Annotated in this window: 17 protein-coding genes; 5 read left to right on the top strand and 12 right to left on the bottom strand. The window is 71.3% G+C overall.

Annotated elements, in window-relative coordinates; all coding sequences use genetic code 11:
- Positions 1–1,362 carry an MFS transporter gene (locus IEZ27_RS08280; RefSeq protein ID WP_189646676.1) on the top strand — a complete coding sequence of 454 codons (1,362 nt, stop codon included), beginning with the start codon at positions 1–3 and terminating at the stop codon, positions 1,360–1,362.
- Here IEZ27_RS08280 and IEZ27_RS08275 read toward each other — a convergent pair.
- Genes IEZ27_RS08275 through IEZ27_RS08265 form a run of 3 tightly spaced genes read right to left on the bottom strand, consistent with a single transcriptional unit; the run spans position 1,322 to position 5,072 of the window.
- On the bottom strand, positions 1,322–3,886 hold the full coding sequence (locus IEZ27_RS08275) for an ABC transporter permease (RefSeq protein WP_189646675.1): 2,565 nt from the start codon (positions 3,884–3,886) through the stop codon (positions 1,322–1,324). The genes IEZ27_RS08280 and IEZ27_RS08275 overlap by 41 nt on opposite strands.
- Complete coding sequence (locus IEZ27_RS08270) at positions 3,883–4,563, bottom strand: ABC transporter ATP-binding protein (protein ID WP_189646674.1); 681 nt, start codon at positions 4,561–4,563, stop codon at positions 3,883–3,885. Before IEZ27_RS08270 ends, IEZ27_RS08275 begins: the two co-directional genes overlap by 4 nt.
- Positions 4,560–5,072 carry a PadR family transcriptional regulator gene (locus IEZ27_RS08265; RefSeq protein ID WP_125637194.1) on the bottom strand — a complete coding sequence of 171 codons (513 nt, stop codon included), beginning with the start codon at positions 5,070–5,072 and terminating at the stop codon, positions 4,560–4,562. Before IEZ27_RS08265 ends, IEZ27_RS08270 begins: the two co-directional genes overlap by 4 nt.
- Before the next feature lie 88 nt (positions 5,073–5,160).
- On the opposite strand from IEZ27_RS08265, the gene IEZ27_RS08260 reads away from it, so the two are divergent.
- Positions 5,161–5,712 carry a DUF1707 and FHA domain-containing protein gene (locus tag IEZ27_RS08260; RefSeq protein WP_125637195.1) on the top strand — a complete coding sequence of 184 codons (552 nt, stop codon included), beginning with the start codon at positions 5,161–5,163 and terminating at the stop codon, positions 5,710–5,712.
- A 110-nt stretch (positions 5,713–5,822) separates the two neighbouring features.
- A complete protein-coding gene (dacB, locus tag IEZ27_RS08255; RefSeq protein ID WP_189646673.1) occupies positions 5,823–7,367 on the top strand; it encodes a D-alanyl-D-alanine carboxypeptidase/D-alanyl-D-alanine endopeptidase in 1,545 nt (514 codons plus the stop codon).
- Positions 7,368–7,555: 188 nt separating this feature from the next.
- On the opposite strand, the gene IEZ27_RS08250 is transcribed toward dacB, so the two are convergent.
- Together IEZ27_RS08250 and map are read right to left on the bottom strand one after the other, a co-directional pair.
- Positions 7,556–7,825, bottom strand: a complete 270-nt coding sequence (locus IEZ27_RS08250) for a hypothetical protein (protein WP_189646672.1) — start codon at positions 7,823–7,825, stop codon at positions 7,556–7,558.
- Between the two features lie 215 nt (positions 7,826–8,040).
- Complete coding sequence (map, locus tag IEZ27_RS08245) at positions 8,041–8,808, bottom strand: type I methionyl aminopeptidase (RefSeq protein ID WP_189646671.1); 768 nt, start codon at positions 8,806–8,808, stop codon at positions 8,041–8,043.
- A 158-nt stretch (positions 8,809–8,966) separates the two neighbouring features.
- Here map and IEZ27_RS08240 point away from each other — a divergent pair, with 158 nt between their 5' ends.
- The gene (locus IEZ27_RS08240; protein WP_189646670.1) at positions 8,967–9,638 is read left to right on the top strand and encodes a YoaK family protein; all 672 of its coding nucleotides are present in this window, start codon (positions 8,967–8,969) and stop codon (positions 9,636–9,638) included.
- Positions 9,639–9,732: 94 nt separating this feature from the next.
- Here IEZ27_RS08240 and IEZ27_RS08235 read toward each other — a convergent pair whose 3' ends face one another.
- The 6 genes from IEZ27_RS08235 to IEZ27_RS08210 form a co-directional block, all read right to left on the bottom strand.
- The gene (locus IEZ27_RS08235; protein ID WP_229823648.1) at positions 9,733–10,311 is read right to left on the bottom strand and encodes a class I SAM-dependent methyltransferase; all 579 of its coding nucleotides are present in this window, start codon (positions 10,309–10,311) and stop codon (positions 9,733–9,735) included.
- A gap of 137 nt (positions 10,312–10,448) precedes the next feature.
- Positions 10,449–11,432, bottom strand: coding sequence for a ketol-acid reductoisomerase (gene ilvC, locus IEZ27_RS08230; protein WP_125637313.1), 984 nt, complete (start codon positions 11,430–11,432; stop codon positions 10,449–10,451).
- A 23-nt stretch (positions 11,433–11,455) separates the two neighbouring features.
- Entirely contained in the window at positions 11,456–11,980 is a 525-nt protein-coding gene (gene ilvN, locus IEZ27_RS08225) for an acetolactate synthase small subunit (RefSeq protein WP_125637201.1), read from the bottom strand.
- On the bottom strand, positions 11,973–13,712 hold the full coding sequence (locus tag IEZ27_RS08220) for an acetolactate synthase large subunit (protein ID WP_189646668.1): 1,740 nt from the start codon (positions 13,710–13,712) through the stop codon (positions 11,973–11,975). Before IEZ27_RS08220 ends, ilvN begins: the two co-directional genes overlap by 8 nt.
- A 207-nt stretch (positions 13,713–13,919) precedes the next feature.
- A complete protein-coding gene (locus IEZ27_RS08215; RefSeq protein ID WP_229823644.1) occupies positions 13,920–16,535 on the bottom strand; it encodes a putative bifunctional diguanylate cyclase/phosphodiesterase in 2,616 nt (871 codons plus the stop codon).
- Between the two features lie 235 nt (positions 16,536–16,770).
- Positions 16,771–17,676, bottom strand: coding sequence for a 2-hydroxyacid dehydrogenase (locus IEZ27_RS08210; protein ID WP_125637203.1), 906 nt, complete (start codon positions 17,674–17,676; stop codon positions 16,771–16,773).
- A 29-nt stretch (positions 17,677–17,705) separates the two neighbouring features.
- On the opposite strand from IEZ27_RS08210, the gene IEZ27_RS08205 reads away from it, so the two are divergent.
- Entirely contained in the window at positions 17,706–18,794 is a 1,089-nt protein-coding gene (locus IEZ27_RS08205) for a PQQ-dependent sugar dehydrogenase (protein ID WP_379478556.1), read from the top strand.
- Positions 18,795–18,826: 32 nt separating this feature from the next.
- Here the strand turns inward: IEZ27_RS08205 and IEZ27_RS08200 are convergent, their stop codons facing one another.
- Positions 18,827–20,716, bottom strand: coding sequence for a VanW family protein (locus IEZ27_RS08200; protein WP_189646666.1), 1,890 nt, complete (start codon positions 20,714–20,716; stop codon positions 18,827–18,829).
- Positions 20,717–20,778: the final 62 nt, after the last annotated feature.

Below are 20,778 nucleotides of genomic sequence, written 5' to 3'. Positions count from 1 at the left end.
ATGATCACGACGCCGGTGAGCACGCCCACGGTCTCCAGGGGCGTGCGCCTCGGCTACGGCGTGGGCTCCTTCTGCACGGCCACGGTCAGCGCCGTGCCCGGACTGCTCCTGCTGTACTACATGACCAACTTCCTGGCCGTGCCCCCGTGGCTGGCCGGCGTGGTGGTCACCGCGCCCAAGGTGTGGGACCTGATCATCAACCCGCTGGTCGGCCGGTGGTCCGACCGGACCGTCTCGCGGATGGGCCCGCGCCGCCCGTGGTTGCTGGCCGGGTCGCTGACGCTGCCCGTCGCGTTCTTCCTCGTCTTCGCCGGGCCGCCGCTGACCGGGGTCCCGGCCGCCCTGTACATCGGCCTGTGCTTCATGGCGACGGCCACGGCGTACGCGCTGTACGAGGTGCCGTACAAGGCCATGCCCGGCGAGATGACCCACGACTACCACGAGCGCACCTCGCTGCTGCAGTGGCGGATGGTCTTCATCGGCGCGGCCACCGCGATCAGCGGCGTGCTGGCCCCGATGATCGCCACCGGCGAGGGCGAGGAGGGCACGCTCGGCAGCTACCGGCTGATGGGCCTGACGATCGCCCTCATCCTGCTGGCCTCGATGCTCGGCTCCTTCTTCGGCACCGCCCGCGCCCCCATGACCGGCGCCCCCGAGGCGGACCACGGCGGGTGGCGCGAGCAGTTCGCGGCGATCAAGGGCAATCGGGCGTTCCTGTGGCTGACCGTGATGGCCTGCCTGCAGATGCTGGCCGTGAGCATGATGCTGGCCGCCGCGCCGTACTTCGCGGCGTACACGATCGGGTCGTCGAAGGCGACGCAGACGCTCTTCGCCGCGCTGGTGGGGCCGATGTTGCTGACCATGCCGCTGTGGGTGTGGCTGGCCCGGCGCTTCGACAAGCGCGGCGCGATGATCCTGGCCGCGCTGCTGTTCGGCGGCGGCACGGCGGCGGCAATGGCCACCCCGCTGTTCGGCCCCCTGTACGCCCACCTGACCATCCTGCTCGTCGGCATCGGGATCGCCGGGGTCGAGCTCATGCTCTTCTCGATGCTGGCCGACGTCGTCGCCGCGGACGCGGCCGAGTCGGGCAAGCGGCGGGCGGGCGTGCTGACCGGGTTGTGGACGGCCATCGAGAGCGGCGTCAGCTCGTTCGGCGCGCTGATCTTCGGGATCATCCTGTCGATCGGCGGGTTCGTCGAGTCCGAGCCGAGCACACCCGTCCAGCAGCCGGACAGCGCCGTGACCGCGGTCCTGATCGGGCAGACCGCGGTCCCGGCGCTGATCATCTTCCTGTCGGTCCTCGTGACCCTCCGGTACCGGCTCAGGCCACCCGCCGGGCCAGCACCAGGCGCGTCCGGGTGAACAGCCCGGCCACCAGGGCCGCGACCAGCGGCAGGCCCAGCACGAGCGTGGCCAGGAGCAGCCACGGGACGTCGATCACGGCGGGGCCGTCCAGGAAGGCGCGCGAGCCGGCGGCGCCGTTCCTGGTCAGCGGCCAGGTCACCGCGACCCCGACGACGGATCCGGCCAGGAGGCCCACCCCCGCGCCGAGTCCCGCGATGTAGGCGGCCTGGGCGGCCACCACCAGCCTGCGCACCCGGGGCGCCGCACCGACCGCCGACAGGTTGTTCAGGTCCGGACGCATGTCGGCCGCCGCCAGCCCCGTGGCCGCGAACGTGCCCCCGAGCACGAGGACCAGCGCCGCACCGAGCACGATCATGAGGGCGAAGGCGCGGTCCTCTCCCTTCCCCCGCTCGGCGTAGAGGAACAGGTTGCCGTCCACCTCGCCCCGCAGGTCGGCCTCCATGCGCCGTTCGTCCTGCGGCGGGGACGCGGTGTAGAGCATCCGCTCGACCACGCGGAACCCGGCCTTGGCCAGCGCCTGCGGCGGGATCATGGCGCCCGCCTGACGGGGGTCGGCTCCGGTGGACAACACGGCCGGGATCCGGATGGTCCTGATGGTCGAGCGGGTGGCCGCGTCCTGGCGGTCGACGGCGACCTCGATCATGCCGTCGCGCACCACGTCCGGGCTGAACGCCACGGCCTTGCCCGCCGCCAGCGCGGCGACCGCCTGCGGGTCACGGCGCTTCTGGAGGAAGGCGAGCAGGTCGGCGCCGCCGATCGGGGGACGGTCGTGAACCCACGGCTGGCACGCCTCCGCCCCGCACGTCGCGTTCACGGTCAACCACATGGTCCTGCCCTTGGCGTCCGTCACCTCATGTCCGGCGACGATCTCCGTACCGGGGAAGCGGACGCGGACGGCCTCCTTCAGCCGGGCCCACGTCTGGCCGTCCATCGTCGTGGCGCCGCCGATCACCGTGGTGCCCAGCGGGAACACCGAGATGTTGCTCTCCTCCTCGTGGGTGTACGCACTGCTGCTGCCGATGCCGAGCGTGACCGCCCCCATGGTCGCCGCCATGACGGCCGCGGCGGCGGAGGCCGTACGGACGCGGTGGCGCGCGGCATCGCGCACGGAGAGGCGCAGCGGGAGCGGCAGCCTGGCGGCGATCCGCGAGGTGGCCTGGACCAGCCACGGCATCAACGCGACCACGCCGAGCACGAACGGTACGAAGGCCGCCGCGATCGACACCACGCCCCTGGTCATGGCGTAGCCGGTCGCCCCCAGCCCCACCAGCAGCAGCACGATCCCGAGCACGGGACGCCGGGCCCGCCCCCGGATCTCCGCGGCCCGCCCGGCCAGCACCTGCGCGGTGTCCTGCCGGCTCGCCTGCACCGCGGGCACGATCGCCGCGATCAGCCCGCTGACCAGGCCGAGCACCGCCACGCCGAGCACCGGCAGCCACGGCACCTCAGCCGGTCCGTGCGTCCAGTCCAGCTCCCGGGCCGCGATCGACTCGACGAGCAGGCCCGGCCCGATGCCCAGGACGACCCCGAGCAGGGCCGCGGCGCCGCCGAGCACCAGGCCGTCGGCCAGCACGATCATGCGCAGGTGCCGCGCCGACCCGCCCTGCGCGGCGATCATCGCCAGCTCCCTGCGCCGCCGCCGCAACCCCACGGCGAACGCCGGTCCGGCCAGCAGAACGGTCTCCATGACGACGAGCACGATCGCGACGCCGAGCAGGACCGCATCCTCCAGGTGTCCCGGGCCGTCGAAGCGGGAGTCGTCCCCCGCGTGGGCGTCGAGCACCGCGCGGGAGGTGACGCCCAGGCCCGCCCGGTTGAGCTGCTGCACCTTCGACCACATGACGGGCGCGGCGGTGTCGGCGAGCCAGCCGCTGCTGTTGCCGTCGTTCTGATGCGGGAGCAGGCCCTCCGGCAGGGCGGCCAGCTCAAGGATGCCGGGCCGGTTGGGGTTCTCGACGACGCCGACCACCTTCGCGGTGCGGTCCGGCCGCCGCGTGACGAGCGTGTCGCCCACCCGGACGCCGCTGCCGGCCATCTTCGACGAGATCGCCACCTCGCCGGGCGCTGCGGCGTACCGGCCCCGTAGCAGGGGGCGCAGCCCGGCCGTCATGGGGTCGCGCAGATCGATCTCCAGGACATCCGCCTGGGAGAAGCCGTCGGGCAGCCGGGCGCTGACCACGCTCTCCTGGTAGCGCAGCAGGCGACCAGGGAGCAGCGTGTTGATCTCGGTGGTCGTCCACGGCCGCGTCGAACCGGTGCTCTTCGGCTGGCCCGCGGAATACCCGCTGTAGTCCTGCTCGACCTGCGCACGGGACGAAAAGGTGATGAGACGGGCGTCGGCCGCCCCCATCCGCGAGCCGGCCCGTTCCTGCGCGGTGAGGCTGGTCGTCGCCGCGCCGGTGAGCATCCCCGTGATGACCAGGATGGGCAGCCCGATCATCACCATGATCAGGGCGCTGCGCCCCTTGAAACGCAGCGCGTCCCTGCGGGAGATGCGCAGGGCGGCCAGGAAGGCGCTCATCGCGCGCTCTCCAGCCGCACCGCCGACGCCTCCGCGATCAGGCCGTCCCGCAGGTAGACCACCCGGTCGGCCCAGGCGGCGTAGCGCGGCTCGTGGGTGACCAGCAACACCGCCGCGCCCTCGTCGCAGCGGTTGCGCAGCAGGCTCAGGATCTCGTCGCCGGTGGCCGTGTCGAGCGCGCCGGTCGGCTCGTCGGCCAGTAACAGCCGTCGCTCGCCGACCAGCGCCCTGGCGATGGCCACGCGCTGGCGCTGGCCGCCGGACAACTCCTCGGGGAACCGGTCGGCGAACTGGTCGACGCCCACGTCGGCGAGGACGGCCAGCGCCTCCTTGCGGGCCTGGGCGGCGCGCACGCCGTCCAGCTCCCTGGGCAGCATGACGTTCTCGGCCGCCGTCAGGGACGGGATCAGGTTGAGGTCCTGGAAGACGTAGCCGACGCTGCCGCGTCTGAGCGCGGCCAGGTCGCGGACCTCGGCCAGGTCGCGGCCCTCGATCCGTACCGTGCCCGACGTGGGCCGGTCGAGGCCGCCGGCCAGGTTGAGCAGGGTCGACTTGCCCGAGCCCGACGGGCCCATGACGGCGACGAGCTCCCCCTGTGCCACCTCCAGGCTCACGCCGCGCAGGGCGTGGGCCTGGCCGTGCTCGCGGGTGACGTCCCGCAGCTCCACCACAGTCATGCGTTCTTCTCCTTGACAACGGCCTCGCAGTGGTCGAGCCAGCGCTGCTCGGCCTCGGCCTTGAAGATCATCGATTCGAGGACGAGTCGCTGGGCGAGGCCGTCCCCCACTGCCCTCTTGGCCCTGGTCAGGTCCTGGAGCGTGCGCATGGTGGCCATGCGCTGGGCCAGGATGACCTCTCCCACGTCCACGTCCGTGGCGGCGACGGCCATCGCGATCTTGATGACGAGTTCGTCCCGAGGCCGGTCGGAGTGGTCGACGGGGGTGCTGAACCATCGCTCCAGCTCCTCCCGACCGGCCTCGGTGATCATGTAGACGGCGCGCCCCTGCTCGTCGGCGCCGCCCGGCGCGACCAGGCCGTCACGTTCCAGGCGGGTGAGCGTCGTGTAGACCTGGCCGATGTTGAGGGGCCAGGTCGCCCCCGTCGACGCCTCGAACTCCACCCGGAGCTGATAGCCGTACCGCGGTTCGCTGCTCAGCAGGGCGAGCAGTCCATGCCTGATCGACATGGATACTGAGTATGCATACTGAGTATGGCGATCGCAACCGATCCGCGTATTCTGGACACGGAACGCCGTTCAGGCCGATACTCGGGAGATGAGCTCCACGCAACCGCCGTTCCGCGCCTCCGACGGGGAACGCGACCGCGCGATCGACGAGCTCAAGCACCGGGCCGTGGAGGGCCGGATCTCCCACGACACCTTCGTCGGCCGGGTCGACCAGGCGCTGCGGGCACGCAGCCAGCACGAGCTCGACGAGCTGGTCGCCGACCTGCCGCGACGGCCCACGTTCAGGCAACGGCTGACGGACGCGGTCTCGTCGGTGTCGGAGTTCACCACCCGGTTGCAGTCGGCCTGGCGGCGGCCGCGGCTGCCCCGGCTGGCACTGCCGGAGGACGACCGGCTGCGCTACGTCGTGGGCCGGGGGTCGGCCTGCGACCTCGTACTGTCGGACCTGACGGTGTCCCGCGTGCACGCCGAGCTGCGGCGCGAGGGCGACGGCGGCTGGCTGCTCGTCGATCTCGGCTCGCTCAACGGCACCCGGCTCAACGGGTGGCGGCTGGTGGGGCCCGCCCGGGTGAAGTCGGGCGACGAGATCTCCTTCGGCGACTGCGGCTTCCTGCTGACCTCGGGCCAGCCCGCCCTCTGAAGCCCCTCCCCCTGAGCCGACACCGCCCCAGAAATACGGATATTTGCGGATTACACGGCGACTGAGCTGATTCATGCTCACATGCGATCCCCCAGTCCCTTGGAGACCACATGCGGCGCACCTCAGCCTCCCTCCTCGCGGGCACGCTCGTCGCGGCCCTCGCGTGGGCGTCCGGCCCCTCCACCCCCGCGGTCGCCCTCGACCCCTCACCCGGCGTGGCCGACCTGACCCAGGACCTCAACCAGATCCTCGGCGACTCGCGGCTCACGATCGCCAGGGCGGGCGTCGTCGTCAAGAGCGCCGCGAACGGCGAGCAGCTCTACGCCACCGACGCCGGCAAGCTCCTGACCCCGGCGTCCAACACCAAGCTGTTCACCTCGGCCGCGGCGGTGGAGACCCTCGGCCTCGACTACCGCTTCCCGACCACCGTGCTGAACGCCGGCCGCAAGGTCGGCTCGGTGCTCACCGGCGACCTGGTGCTGCGCGGCACCGGAGACCCGACCATGCTCGCCGAGGACTACGACGCGCTGGCGGCCAAGGTCGCCGCGGCGGGCGTCAAGGTCGTCACCGGCAAGCTGATCGCCGACGACACCTGGTTCGACGGGCAGCGGCTCGGCACCGACTGGGCGTGGGACGACGAGACCGCCTACTACGCGGCGCCGATCTCCGCGCTGACCGCCTCGCCCGACCGGGACTACGACGCGGGCTCGGTCATCGTCTCGGTTGCGGCCGAGGGCGGCCAGGTCAAGGTCACCACGACCCCGGAGACCGACTACCTGAAGATCGTCAACAAGGCCACCGTGGGCGCCGAGACCGACGTGCTCATCGAACGACAGCACAGCACGCGGACGGTCGTGATCACCGGTACGGTCGCGGACCCGTACCAGGAGTGGGTGGCGGTGGACGACCCCACCGCGTACGTGTCCTCGTTGTTCCGCAAGGCGCTGGCCGCGCACGGCGTACGGGTGCTCGGGGCGACGACCACGGGGGCGGCTCCCGCCGGGGCGAGCGAGCTGGCCAGGCACGACTCGATGCCGCTGGGCGAGCTGCTGGTGCCGTTCCTCAAGCTGAGCAACAACATGCACGCCGAGATCCTCACCAAGGCCATGGGCCGCAAGGCCACTGGTCAGGGCACGTGGTCGGCCGGTCTCAAGGTCGCCACGGACTTCGCCAAGGCGAACGGCGTCCAGGTGATCAACATGCGGGACGGCTCGGGGTTGTCGCGCCGCGACGGCTTCTCGCCGGACTCGATCGTGCAGCTCCTGACCTCCGTACGGACCAAGCCCTGGTTCAGCACCTGGTACGAGGCCCTGCCCATCGCGGGCAACTCCGACCGCTTCACCGGCGGCACGCTGCGCAGCAGGATGCGGAACACGCCCGCCGCGAACAACGTGCACGCCAAGACGGGCTCGCTGACCGGCGTGACCTCGCTGTCGGGCTACGTGACCAGCGCCGAGGGCGAGCCGCTGGTCTTCTCGATCATGCTGAACCAGTACCTGTCGGGCTCGCCGAAGGACATCGAGGACAAGATCGCCATCCGGCTCGCCCAATTCTCGCGGGCCACGGCGACCGACGTGACCGCCCAGCTCAAGGCCGCCGACCAGGGCGCGGCCGGCGACCTGGAGTGCTCGTGGCTGAAGCCGGCCCAGTGCTGACCACCCGCTGACCCACCGCGGCGGCCTCCCGGCGTACGGGGGGCCGCCGCCCGGTTCAGGGACGCTCCACGACTACGCTGCGTCGCAGATCATGAAGTTGCGGGGCATGACGGTTGCGGGGCATGACAAAGGGGCCCACCCCAACGGGCAGGCCCCTTAGTCACGCTGTTCAGCGCTGAGGAATGACGTCAGCTGATCGCGCACTTCGTGTCTTTGCTCTTGATCCCGAGGATCTGGCTCAGGATGTCGCCGGTCTCGAGGACGAGCACACCGCTGGTGCTGTTGTCGACCTCGCCACGGGCGAAGATGTTCTCGTCACCGCAGACGAAGAGAACCCGACCCGGGTCCTCGTCGGTCTGAGGGACGAAGGCCGTGTGAGGGGTCGCCGCTAGAGCGGAGCCGCCGACCATGACCATCCCGCCGACGAGCCCGGCCAGGATGAGCCCTTGTCTGAACATATCGAATCTCCTTGATACCTATCGACTACTCTCCGTAGCTATCGGGAGGAGATTTGCCCTAGCCCCTCTTTCAACAAACGCCAGCATTTCTGTCTTTACCTGCGAAAATACGCCGCATGGGGGAAGGGATGACACAGGCCGACCTTCTTGACCGATCGGTGTACGCGGCAGAGGAATAACCGGCCCGGCCGTTACCTTTCGCGGAACCGGCCGTCTCAGGGCACCGTGAGAAGCACCGGACCGTCGGCGGTGATGGCCACCGTGTGCTCGACGTGAGCGCTCCTGCTGCCGTCGGCGGAGCACACCGACCAGCCGTCCTCGGCCATCTCGTAGTCGTCGCCGCCGCCCGCCATCAGGCTCGGCTCGATCGCGATCACGAGGCCGGGGCGCAGCCGCAGCCCGCGTCCCGGGCGCGCCTCGTTGGGCACGAACGGCGACTCGTGCATGGCCCGGCCGATGCCGTGGCCGCCGAAGTCGTTCTGCATCCCGTAGCCGGCGCCGCGTCCGACCAGGGACATGGCGTGGCCGATGTCGCCCATCCGGCCGCCCGGCACGGCCGCCGCGATGCCGGCCGCCAGCGTCTCCTCCGCCACCCGGATGAGCTTCAGGTCCTCGGGACGCGCGTGGCCGACGGTGAAGCTCACCGCGCCGTCGGCGTGCCAGCCGTCCACGTGGGCCCCGAAGTCCACGCTCAGCAGGTCACCGTCCCGCAGCCGGTACGGCGTGGGCAGCCCGTGCAGCATGACCCCGTTCACGGACGTGCACACCACCCCCGGGTACGGCATCGCCCCGAACGACGGGTGGTAGCCGAAGAACGACGACCCGGCACCCGCCTCCTCCATGACCTCGCGGGCCACCTCGTCGAGTTTCAGCAGCGACACCCCGACGGCGGCCCGTTCCCTGACCGCGGCGTGGACGGCGGCCACGACCCGGCCCGCCTCCCGCATGGCGTCGATCTCGCCGGCGCTCTTGAGCATGATCACAGTGGCCTCCCAGCCCTTGGAGCGATAACTATACCGGTATTATTATCACGCTTCTCCGGGGCATCGACACTCCCGCACCGACGGCCGGGACGGCGAGGGGCGTCCTGGGGCCGACCCGATGCACGGTCGCCCAGAGTGACCGATAAGGTGCGGAGAGTATGCGTTTCGGACCGTTCTCGATGGTGGCTCTGGCGCTCGCGGCAGGAGCCGTCGACGCGCTGAGCTTCCTCGCGCTCGGCCAGGTGTTCACCGCGAACATGAGCGGCAACCTGGTGCTCCTCGGCCTGGCCCTCGGCACCGGCGACACCTCGCACATCATCCGCTCGGGCGTCTCGCTGGCCGCGTTCTGCCTGGGCCTCGCGCTCGGCTTCACCCTGCTCGGACGCGCCCCGCCGGGGCGGGACGTCCCCTCGTCCCGGGAGCCCGGCGTGCCGGCGCGCCCGCTGGCCGTGCTGCTCGCCGAGCTGGCGCTGCTGCTGGTGGTGGCGGCCGGCTGGACGGCGCGCGCGCTGCCCGGCCCCGCGCTGATCGCGGCCTCGGGTACGGCGATGGGCCTGCAGAGCGCGGTCACGCGCTGGGCGGGCGGCCCCGGCCTGTCCACCACCTACGTCACGGGCACGCTGACCAGCCTGGCCGGCCGGATGGTCGGCCCGCACTCGGGCGTGCTGCGCCCGCTGGCCGTGGTGGTGTCGGTGACCGCGGGCGCAGTCGTCGGGGCCGCGGCGCTGTGCCTGCACGCCGCCGTCGCGCCGTTCGCCGCCCCGGTCATGGTGGCCGCCGCCATCGCCGCCTGGCCCCTGTCCGCGAGAGGCCCCAGAAGGCCCCGCTGACCCCGTCCGGGCTCAGACGCGCCCTGTCGGCGCTCACGCGTGCCCGTGTCGCGCTCAGGCGTTCCCGTCCCGGGCTCAGGCGCGGCCGTCAGGCTCAGGCGTGCTCGTCCTTGCGGTAGACCAGCAGATAGCGCCAGAAGAGCAGCCTGCGCAGCTTGAAGCCGGGCAGCAGCGCCGCCGCCTCCCGCCGTACGTCCGCCAGGGACGTCTCAGGCGGCCGTACGGGCGCCCGTACGGCCCCCGCCCGCCGCCCCGTGGCCCGCTCCCGCGCCGCCACGGCCAGCCGCGCGCCCGCGTTGGCCGGCACGGCGGCCAGGCTCCAGGCGAAGTCGGAAGCCGTCCGCTCGGCGTAACACCCGAGTACGGCCAGCACACCGCCCGGCGCCAGCGCGTCCCGGAACGCCGACACCGTCCCGAACGGCATGTGATGCAGGCTGGCCAGGCAGGAGATGTAGTCGTAGTGCCGCTCGGGCAGGTCCATGCGGGTGGCGTCGGCGCAGACGAACCGCACGCCGTCCACCGGCGGCGGCGATCCGGCGGCCTCGATCACCTCCGGCGACGGGTCCACCGCGTCGACCTCGATCCCGCGGGCCGCGAGCCGCCGCGCGAAGCGGCCGGTGCCGCAGCCGACGTCGAGCGCCGTACGGGCCCCGCTCGGCACGAGCCGGACCATCGCCCGATGGTAGTGATCGTTGTGATCGAAAGGCATCCCGGCATCATGCCATCTGACCTGTCGAAAACCCGGTAAAAGCCGCAAAAGCCGTACGCCGCCCGCCCGGTGACGGGACGGACGGCGTACGGCCGAGCGGGTCAGCCCTTGAGCCAGCTCATCATCGGGCGCAGCTTGGCGCCGGTCTTCTCGATCGGGTTCTCGGCCAGCTCCTCGCGGTAGCGCGTGAAGTCCTTCTGGCCGCCGTCGAACTCCTCGACGAGCTGCCGGGCGAAGGTGCCGTCCTGGATCTCACCGAGGATGCGGCGCATCTCCTGACGGGTCTCGTCGGTGATGACGCGCGGGCCGCGGGTGTAGCCGCCGTACTCGGCGGTGTCGGAGACCGACCAGTACATCTTGGAGATGCCGCCCTCGTACATGAGGTCGACGATGAGCTTCATCTCGTGGAGGCACTCGAAGTAGGCGACCTCCGGCTGGTAGCCGGCCTCGATGAGGGTCTCGAAGCCCGCCTTGATGAGCTCGGAGACGCCGCCGCACAGCACGGCCTGCTCGCCGAACAGGTCGGTCTCGGTCTCCTCGGTGAAGGTGGTGCGCAGCGCGCCGGCGCGGGTGCCGCCGATGCCCTTGGCGTACGACAGCGCCAGGTCCAGGGCCTTGCCGGAGGCGTCCTTCTCGACGGCGACGAGACACGGGACACCGCGGCCGGCCTCGAACTGGCGGCGGACCAGGTGGCCCGGGCCCTTCGGGGCGACCATGCAGACGTCGACGCCCTCGGGCGCCTCGATGAGGCCGTAGCGGATGTTGAGGCCGTGGCCGAAGAACAGCGCGTCGCCCTCGACGAGGTTGGGGGCGACGTGCTCGGCGTACAGGTGGCGCTGGATGTGGTCCGGCGCGAGGATCATGGTGAGGTTGGCCTCCTCCACCGCCTCGGCCGGGGTGACGACCCGCAGCCCGTCGTTCTCCGCCTTCTCGCGGCTCTTGGAGCCCTCGGGCAGGCCGACGCGCACGTCGACGCCGGAGTCACGCAGGGAGAGCGCGTGGGCGTGGCCCTGGCTGCCGTACCCCAGCACGGCCACGTGACGCCCCTGGATGATCGACAGGTCGGCCTGGTCGTCGTAGTAGATCTCGGTCACTTCTATAAAACCTTTCAGGCGGTACGGTCCAGTGCCCTGAGGGACCGGTCGGTGATGGAACGGGCGCCGCGGCCGATGGCCACCATGCCCGACTGGACGAGCTCTTTGATCCCGAACGGTTCGAGAACCTTGACGAAGGCCTCGAGCTTGTCGGGAGTGCCGGTGACCTCGATGGTCACGGCGTCGGCCGCGACGTCCACGCAGCGGGCCCGGAAGAGGTTGACGAGTTCCAGCACGGACGACCGGTTCTCGGCGTCGGCCTTCACCTTGATCAGCATGAGCTCGCGCTGCACGGACTGCGACGGGTCGAGCTCGACGATCTTCAGGACGTTGACGAGCTTGTTGAGCTGCTTGGTGACCTGCTCAAGGGGCAGTTCCTCGACGCTCACCACGATCGTGATGCGCGAGATGTCGTCGTGCTCGGTGGGCCCGACGGCGAGCGAGTCGATGTTGAACCCCCGCCTGCTGAACAGCGCTGAAACACGCGCGAGGACGCCCGGCTTGTTCTCCACGAGCACGGACAGCGTGTGCCTACTCATCCTCGTTCTCCCACTTCGGCGCCATGTCACGGGCGATCTTGATGTCGTCGTTGCTCGTGCCTGCCGCGACCATGGGCCAGACCATGGCGTCCTGGTGGACGACGAAGTCGATCACGACCGGCACGTCGTTGATCTCCATGGCCTTCTTGATGGTCGCGTCGACGTCCTCGGCGCGCTCACACCTCAGGCCCACACAACCATAGGCCTCCGCCAGCTTGACGAAGTCCGGGATGCGACGCGCCGTCTGCAGATTGGTGTTGGAGTAACGCTCCTCGTAGAAGAGCGTCTGCCACTGGCGGACCATGCCGAGGTTGCCGTTGTTGATGACGGCGATCTTGACCGGCACGCCCTCCAGCGCGCAGGTGGCCAGCTCCTGGTTGGTCATCTGGAAGCAGCCGTCGCCGTCGATGGCCCAAACTGTGGCGTCCGGCCGGCCCATCTTCGCGCCCATGGCGGCCGGGACGGCGAAGCCCATCGTGCCGAGGCCGCCGGAGTTGATGAACGTCCCCGGGTTCTCGTAGTCGATGAACTGCGCGGCCCACATCTGGTGCTGCCCGACCCCGGACACGTAGTACGCGTCGGGACCGGCGATGGCGCTCAGCCGCTCCATGACGTACTGGGGAGCCAGCGTGCCGTCCTCGAAGGTCTCGTAGCCGAGCGGGTAGGTCTCCTTGTACCCGTTCAGGGTGGTCCACCAGTCGGCGTAGTCGCCCTTCTGGCCCGAGGCCTGGATCGCGCCGACGAGGTCGTTGATGACCTCCTTGCAGTCGCCCACGATGGGCACGTCGGCGTGCCGGTTCTTGGAGATCTCGGCGGGGTCGATGTCGGCGTGGACGATCTTGGCCCCCGGCGCGAACGACGACAGGTCGCCGGTCACCCGGTCGTCGAAGCGCACGCCCAACCCGATGATCAGATCGGATTTCTGCAGCGCGCCCACGGCCGAGACGCTACCGTGCATGCCCGGCATGCCCATGTGCTGGGGGTGGCTGTCGGGGAACGTGCCACGGGCCATCAGGGTGGTGACGACCGGGATGGCGGTCAGCTCGGCGAGCTGCAGCAGCTCGGCCGCAGCGCCGGCCTTGTGCACGCCGCCGCCGACGTACAGGACGGGCCGGCGGGCCTCGGCGATCAGCTTGGCGGCCTCACGGATCTGCTTGGAGTGGGGCCTGGTGACCGGGCGGTAGCCCGGGAGCTGCATGACGGGCGGCCAGGAGAAGGTGGTCTGGGCCTGCAGCGCGTCCTTGGAGATGTCCACCAGCACCGGGCCGGGACGGCCGGTCGAGGCGATGTGGAACGCTTCCATGATCGTCCGGGGGATCTCCGCCGGGTCGGTGATCAGGAAGTTGTGCTTGGTGATCGGCATGGTGATGCCGGAGATGTCGGCTTCCTGGAAGGCGTCCGTGCCGATCATCGGCGCGGCCACCTGGCCGGTGATCGCGACGATCGGCACCGAGTCCATGAAGGCGTCGGCGATCGGCGTCACCAGGTTGGTGGCCCCGGGGCCGCTGGTGGCCATGCAGACCCCGACCTTGCCGGTGGCCTGCGCGTACCCCTCGGCCGCGTGGCCGGCGCCCTGCTCGTGCCGTACAAGCACGTGCCGGACCTTGGTCGAGTCGTAGAGGGGATCGTAGGCGGGCAGAATCGCGCCGCCCGGGATCCCGAACACGGTGTCGACTCCCACGTGCTCCAGCGCCCTCACCAGGGCCTGTGCACCTGTCATCCGTTCGGTCATCGGCTCGTTCCTTGCGTGGCTACTCACTTAAGGACATAAAAAATGCCCCTTCCCACCGGCGGAGGTGGATCTGGGGCGGCGCGCAGGTCGTAGTGCTTCGCTATCGGCCTGCGCGCCGGCGAAGTACTACGAGAATCTCACTGCGAAGCATGGCTTACACCATAGCCGCTCAGAACGCCCCGGTGTCAACTTGGCGGGACACGAGTCTCAAACAGTGAGACTCGTACGCATCAGGGTGTCCACTCCGCGGGCCGCCATCGGCCGGGCCACCAGGAATCCCTGCCCCCTGGTGCAGCCCATTTCCCGCAGCAGTTCGAGCTGCTCGGGCCGCTCGATGCCCTCGGCCACCACGATGAGACCGAGGTCGTGGCCGAGACGCACGATCGTCCGGGTGAGCAACGTCAGCGTGTCGTCCTTGCCCAGCCCGGACACGAACGACGGATCGATCTTGATCATGTCGACCGGGAGCTGGCGGAGGAAGGCCAGCGAGGCGTAGCCGGTGCCGAAGTCGTCGATCGCCAGGCGTACGCCCAGCGCGCGCAGCTCCGACAGCCGCTTGATGGTCTCCTCGGCGTCCTCGACGAGCATCTCCTCGATCACCTCAAGGGTGAGCGCGGAGGCCGGCAGGCCGCTCTCGGCCAGCGCCTCCTCGACGGTCTCGACGAACCGGGGGGCGGTGATCTGCCGGGCCGACAGGTTGAGCGACAGGCCGATGTCCCAGGAGGAGGCCCGCCAGGCGGCCACCTCGCGGCACGCCTCGCGCAGGATCCACTCGCTCAGCGGCACGATGAGCCCGGTGTCCTCGGCCGGGCCGAGGAACTGCTCGGGCGGTACGAACACCGAGCCGCGCCACCACCGCACCAGCGCCTCCACCGCGGTCACCCGCGACGTGGCCAGATCGACCACGGGCTGGTACTCGATGGCGAACTGCTGCTCGATGAGCGCCCTCTGGAGGTCGGCGGCCAGCTCCAGGCGGCGCACCACGTCGGCGTGCATCTGCGCGGCGAACACCTCGACCCGCCGCCCGCCCAGCTCCTTGGAACGCGCCATCGCCACATCGGCGTTTCGCATCAGGTCGCCCGCGGGCAGGCCGTCCTCGGTGAAGGCCACGCCCACGCTCGCGGTCAGCGCCACGTCGCGGTCGGCCACCCGGAACGGCTCCTGGGAGACCGCGCGTACCAGGCGCTCGGCCATGTCCACGGCCATCTGCGCGTCGCCGCCGGTCTCCACGAGCACGGCGAACTCGTCGCCGCCCCACCGGGCCAGCGTGTCGTCGGCGCGTACGGCCCCGCGCAGCCGCCGGGCGGCCTGGCCGAGCAGGTAGTCGCCGCTGGCGTGCCCGACGGAGTCGTTGACCGAGGTGAACCCGTCGAGGTCGAGGAAGATGACCGCGACGTTGCCGGACGTACGGCCCGACAACACCTCGCGGGTGCGTTCCTCGAAGTAGGCGCGGTTGGGCAGGCCGGTGACGCCGTCGTGGAAGGTCAGGTGGGCGACCTGGTTGCGCAGGGCCTCCTCGTCGCTGACGTCGCGGGTGGTGACGAGCATGAGATCGTCGCCGCCGATGTGGCGGGTGGCGACGGACTCGGTGGGCCGCCACGTGCCGTCGGCGGCGCGCACCCGGCAGGCGATCAGGCAGGCGCCCGGCGCGGCGCCCTCCTCGTCGGTGGTCATGGCGCGCATCGCGGCCTGGATGCCGGGGACGTCCTCGGGGTGGATGTAGTCGAAGATCGTGCCGCCGACCAGGTCTTCGGGCAGGTAGCCGTAGGTGACCTCGACGCCGGGGCCGATCTCGTGGACGACGCCCTCGTAGTCGCACAGCAGCACCACGTCGCCGGTGCTCTCGGCCAGTTCGCGCAGTTGCCGCTCGCCCAGCGAGACCAGGCCGCGCAGCCGGATGGAGGCGGCCGAGAGCACGAACAGGCGTACGAGCAGGAGCAGCACCACCGAGACCGCGACCACCACGACGCCGGTCACCGGCTGCGCGGCACGGGCGCCCGCGAGGTGGGCCAGCAGCGTGCAGGCGGCCACGGCGACGAGCGCCAGCGGCATCATCGCGACCACGTTGCGCACGGCGGGACCGCCGACCGGCCGCGCCCGCGGCCCCCACGGCACGGCGGCGAGCAGCAGCAGCGCGACGGGTACGAGCATGACGGTCCACGTCGGCGGCGTGTCGCCGGCCAGGCGGGCCATGGCGGCCGACAGCCCGCCCACGGTCATGGTGGCGAGCACGCCCACGCCGGCCAGGCCGAGCAGCCAGGAGCCCGCCCTGCTGGCGAGCACCGACGGGATCACCCCGCAGGTCACCAGCAACGCGATCATCGGCGGCACCATGGCGAACGCGAAGGTGGGCGCGTCGCCCGCCTCCTCGTAGTAGTGGCGAAGGGCCACCACCCAGCCGATGAGGAAGAGCGAGGCCGCGCACAGGTACGCGTCCGTGAGATGCCTTAGAGCGACCTTGGCCGGGAACCTGCGGTCGGCGGCGATCAGCGCGCCGCCCGCGATGATCACGGTGCCGAGCAGGACGAACAGGTCGGCGAAGCTGACCACGAAGCTCGTGGCGACCGAGCGCAGGGCCACGCCCGCCGCCCACACGACGGCGCCGCCGCCCATCCAGCGCGCGCCCATCGCGAGCGAACGGTGTTCGGCCGACCTGATCGAGACGACCAGCAGCGAGGCGACGGCGACGAGGGCCGCCACGCCTCCCGCCACGGCCCCGGTCAGCAAGGCCGGGCCGTCCGCGAGGAGCGCAGCGGCGAACGCCACCGCACCGGCCGCGGAGGCGGCTGCCAGCGGCGCTCGTGGATCACGCCAGCGGATCACAGTCGTTGCCCATCCCGTCTTGAACCCTGTGTCAGTGACCGCCGAAGCCCGGCGGGCACATCGCCAGTGTGTGCGGTCGCGGACGCGCGGGTGGTGACAACGGCGATGTCGTCACCGATCTGATAACCACACAGACCAATTTCCGCCAAGAGTTCCTTGACAGCGAGTCAGGAACCCCCTGCAGACGCCACCGTACGCACGAAAGGTCACGGACCAGCCACGTTCCGGATTCCTCTCAATACGAGTCGGTAATGACGTTGATCAACTGCTCGCCCGCCAGGTAGCGCCCGAGCTGCTCGCGGACCAGCCGCAACGTGCGCCGTACGGACGCGGGTGTGCTGCCCGCGACGTGCGGTGTGATCAGCACGCCCGGCGCGCTCCAGAGGGGGTGGCCCTCGGGCAGCGGCTCGGGCGCGGTGACGTCGAGCGCGGCGCGTAGCCTACCGGTTTTCAGCTCGGCGATCAGGGCTTCGGTGTCGACCACGCCGCCCCTGGCCGCGTTGACCAGGACGGCGCCGTCCTTCATCCGGGCCAGGAAGGCGGCGTCGACCATGCCCGCCGTGTCGGGCGTGGCGGGCACGAGCAGGACCACGACGTCGGCCTCCGGCAGCAGCGCGGGCAGCTCCTCCATGGCATGGACGCCCTCGCGCGCGCTCCTGGCCACCCGGACGACCTCGACCTCGAAGCCGCTCAACCGCCGCTCGACCGCCGCGCCGATGGAACCGTGGCCGACGATGAGCACGGTGGAGTCGGCGAGCACGCCGGTGTGGTGGTAGGTCCACTCGCCCCTGCGCTGGGCGTCGGTGAACCCGGGGAACTCCCTGAGCACCGCGATCATCGCGCCGACCGCCCACTCGGCGGTGCCGGCGTCGTGCACGCCGCGGGCGTTGCACAACACCACGCCCTCGGGCAGGTGCGGCCGGTACGGCTCCACCCCCGCGGTCACGGTCTGCACCAGCCGCAACGAGCGCATCCGCGCCAACGTGCCCGGCACGTCGGGCACGACGACCAGCGGCGGGATCCAGACCTCCACGTCCTCGACGCCGTCCGGCATGGCCGAACCGTCGTAGACCGCGCATTCGACGCCAGGCAGGTCAGACAGAACATCCGCCGCCGCCTCGGACGGAACCCAGATCTTCATGCCGAGAACCTTACGACCCGGCGGGAAGTATGGAACACATGAGGAAGCTCTGGACGATCATGATACTGGCCGCGGTCACCGCCTGCTCCGTCGGCGGCGAGGGCGGTGGCGAGGGCAGCGGTGAGGGCGGCGAGGTGCGCCCGACGGCCGCCGTTTCGGCCGGAGTGGCCCCCGGCGCGCCCAAAGACGTGGTGACCGGGCTGGCCGTGCCGTGGGCGATCGCGTTCCTGCCCGGCGGGGACGCCCTGGTCACCGAACGGGACTCGGCCAGGCTCCTGCGTGTCACCCCCGCGGGGAAGGTCACCGAGCTCGGCCGGATCGGCCAGGCGCGGCCCGGCGGCGAGGGCGGGCTGCTCGGCGTGGCCGTCAAGGACCGGCAGGTCTTCCTGTACTACACCGCCGAGCAGGACAACCGCATCGCGCGTTACCAGCTCGGCGACCACGGCCTCGGCGACGAACAGCTCCTGGTCGAGGGCATCCCCAAGGGCGGCATCCACAACGGCGGCCGGCTCGCCTTCGGCCCCGACGGCTACCTGTACGCCACCACCGGCGAGACCGGCGACCGCGAGATGGCCCAGCGGCGCGACTCGCTCGGCGGCAAGATCCTGCGCATGACCGTGGACGGCGCCCCCGCCCCCGGCAACCCGTTCGGCACGCTGGTCTACAGCTACGGCCACCGCAACGTCCAGGGCCTGGCCTGGGACACCGCGGGCCGGCTGTACGCCTCGGAGTTCGGCGCGAACACCTACGACGAGATCAACCTCGTCCGGCCGGGCGCCAACTACGGCTGGCCGAAGGTCGAGGGCAAGGGGAACGACGCCCGGTTCGTCAACCCCATCCTCACCTGGCCCACGGGTGAGGCCTCGCCGTCCGGGATGGCGTACGCGGACGGCGCGCTCTGGGTGGGCGCGCTGCGCGGCCAGCGGCTGTGGCAGGTGCCGCTGGGCCGGGACGGCTCTCCCGGCATGCCGGTGGCCCGCTTCGCCGGCCGCTACGGCAGGCTCCGCGCGGTCACCGCGGCCCCCGACGGCACCCTGTGGGTGAGCACCAGCAACAAGGACGGCCGCGGCTCGCCACGCCCCGGTGACGACCGGATCCTGTCGGTGCCGACGTCCTGACGGGTCGGGCCGGCCCGGCCGGCCCTACCGCGCTAGCCGGCGGCGCCGCAGGTGAGCGCGGTCTGCGGCCGGTACTTCGTGGTCAGCTTCTTGTCCTTCTTGACGACCTCGCCGTCCTTGTAGAACAGGCGGGTGACGTCGATGGTGAAGCCCGGCTGGCCGATGGTGGCCACGCAGCCCGGCTCGGTGCTGGTCGCCCGGCCGAACGGCTTGGGGTCACGCCGTTCGGACTCGTCCGCCTCGATCTTGTCGTAGCGCTTGGTGCTCCACAGGGTGACGGTGACCGACGTGGCGGTGGTCGCGGTCTTGACCAGCACGCCGTACTCGGAGTCGTTGCGCCACTTGAGGTCGCGGTCGGGGTAGAGCAGCGCCACGTCGCGCCCGGCGGGGTAGGAGGAGGCGTAGTAGTCCATGGGCTCGTGCTCGACGAGGTCGAAACCGCCGAGGAAGGCCGCGTTGTACATCGTGGTGGCGAACTGCGAGACGCCGCCGCCGATGATGTTCACCATCCGGCCGCCGACGATCTGACCGGCCTCGACGTAGCCGCCCTCGACCGTACGTTCGCCGGTCGCCTCGTTGAGCGAGAGCGTCTCCCCCGGCTTGACCAGCCGGCCGTCGAGGTCCTGCGCCATGCGCCGGATGTTGGTGACGCGGGCCGGGCAGCAGTCGAAGGACGTGCTGAACGTGCCGACGTTCTCCTTGATGCCGAGGCCGCGGATCTGGTTCGTGGTGACCTCCGGGGTGACCACGCCCAGCTTGACCTCGACCGTCCGGGCGCCGCCCGAGGCGAGCAGCTTCTCGACGTCGCGGGCCAGCAGCTTGGCGTTGACGCCCCTGCCCTTGCGCGCGGCCACCAGGACCGGCTTGCCGCCCACGATCTGGTACGTCGCGTCGCGCGGCTGCTGCGTGGCGTCCACCAGGCCACCCTCCACCGGCTCAAGCGCGGCCTGGGCGTCGAACTGGGGGGCCAGCGCCCCGTCGCCGTCGGGCACGTACGTCAGGTGGGCGGCGATCATGGCCGGGGTGAGCTGGGCCTGCTTGCCCGCGAGGGTCAGCGTGACCGGCGCGGAGACGGCCTTCCTGGCATCGGCCAGGGCCGACTCGACGGCCTCTGTCGCGGTGGCGGGCTTGGCCGGGCTCATGGTGAGCGCCACCGAGCCGCCGCCGCGCAGGAACGCCTCGCCGATCCGGCGCACGGCGTCGTCCCGGTCGAGGAGCGTGCCGTCCTCGGGCATGCGGGCCTTCGGCACCAGCCCGGAGAAGGCCACCCTGCCCTCGCGGGCCTGCTTGTCCACGCCTTCGGCCAGGCCCTCGACGGTCCTGGTGAGCTGGGAGGAGTCGATGGTCACCTTGGGCTGGACGTCGGTCTTGCCGGTCAGGCCGCGCCAGACCTCCACGGGGCCCGGGAAGCCGCTGGGGGCCTGCCCGATGGTGCCGACGACGTCGAGTTCGAGTCCGGCCTCGTCGGGCTGGATCGTGTCCCTCTTGCTGCCGATGTTCACCGTGACCGGCTTGCTGAGCTTGGCGCCCAGCTCGGTACGCAGCTTGTCGGCCGCCTGGGTGACGGTCAGGCCGCCGATCTCCACGCCCGCGACCCGGGTGCCGCGCAGCACGGCCCCGGACATCATCACGGCGGGCACCACGTACGCCAGCGTGGCCAGGACGATCACGAGCACGAGCACCCCGGGCAGCAGGCGCCGCCGGCGGACGGGCTCCGGCTCGAAGGAGGGCGGCCGCCCGCCGCCTCCGCCGCCGAACACGGGGGCGGGCGGCGCGGCGGGATCCTTGTCCTTCATCGGCCACGGCTGGGCGGGCGGCGCCTTCGGTGGCAGAGCGCCGCCGGTCTGACCGCCGGGCGCGCTCGGTCCTTGGGCCGGCCGGGGCTCCTGCTGGTCCTGCGGGCCGAAGATGTCCCGGGACACACCCGGAGGTAATCCTTCGATCCGCGGCTTCTTGGAGACACCCGACGTGGGCATTGGCACCG

This window comes from Nonomuraea spiralis, assembly GCF_014648435.1.
In the GTDB taxonomy this organism is placed as follows: domain Bacteria; phylum Actinomycetota; class Actinomycetes; order Streptosporangiales; family Streptosporangiaceae; genus Nonomuraea; species Nonomuraea spiralis.
This window is presented reverse-complemented; position numbering and strand designations above follow the sequence as displayed.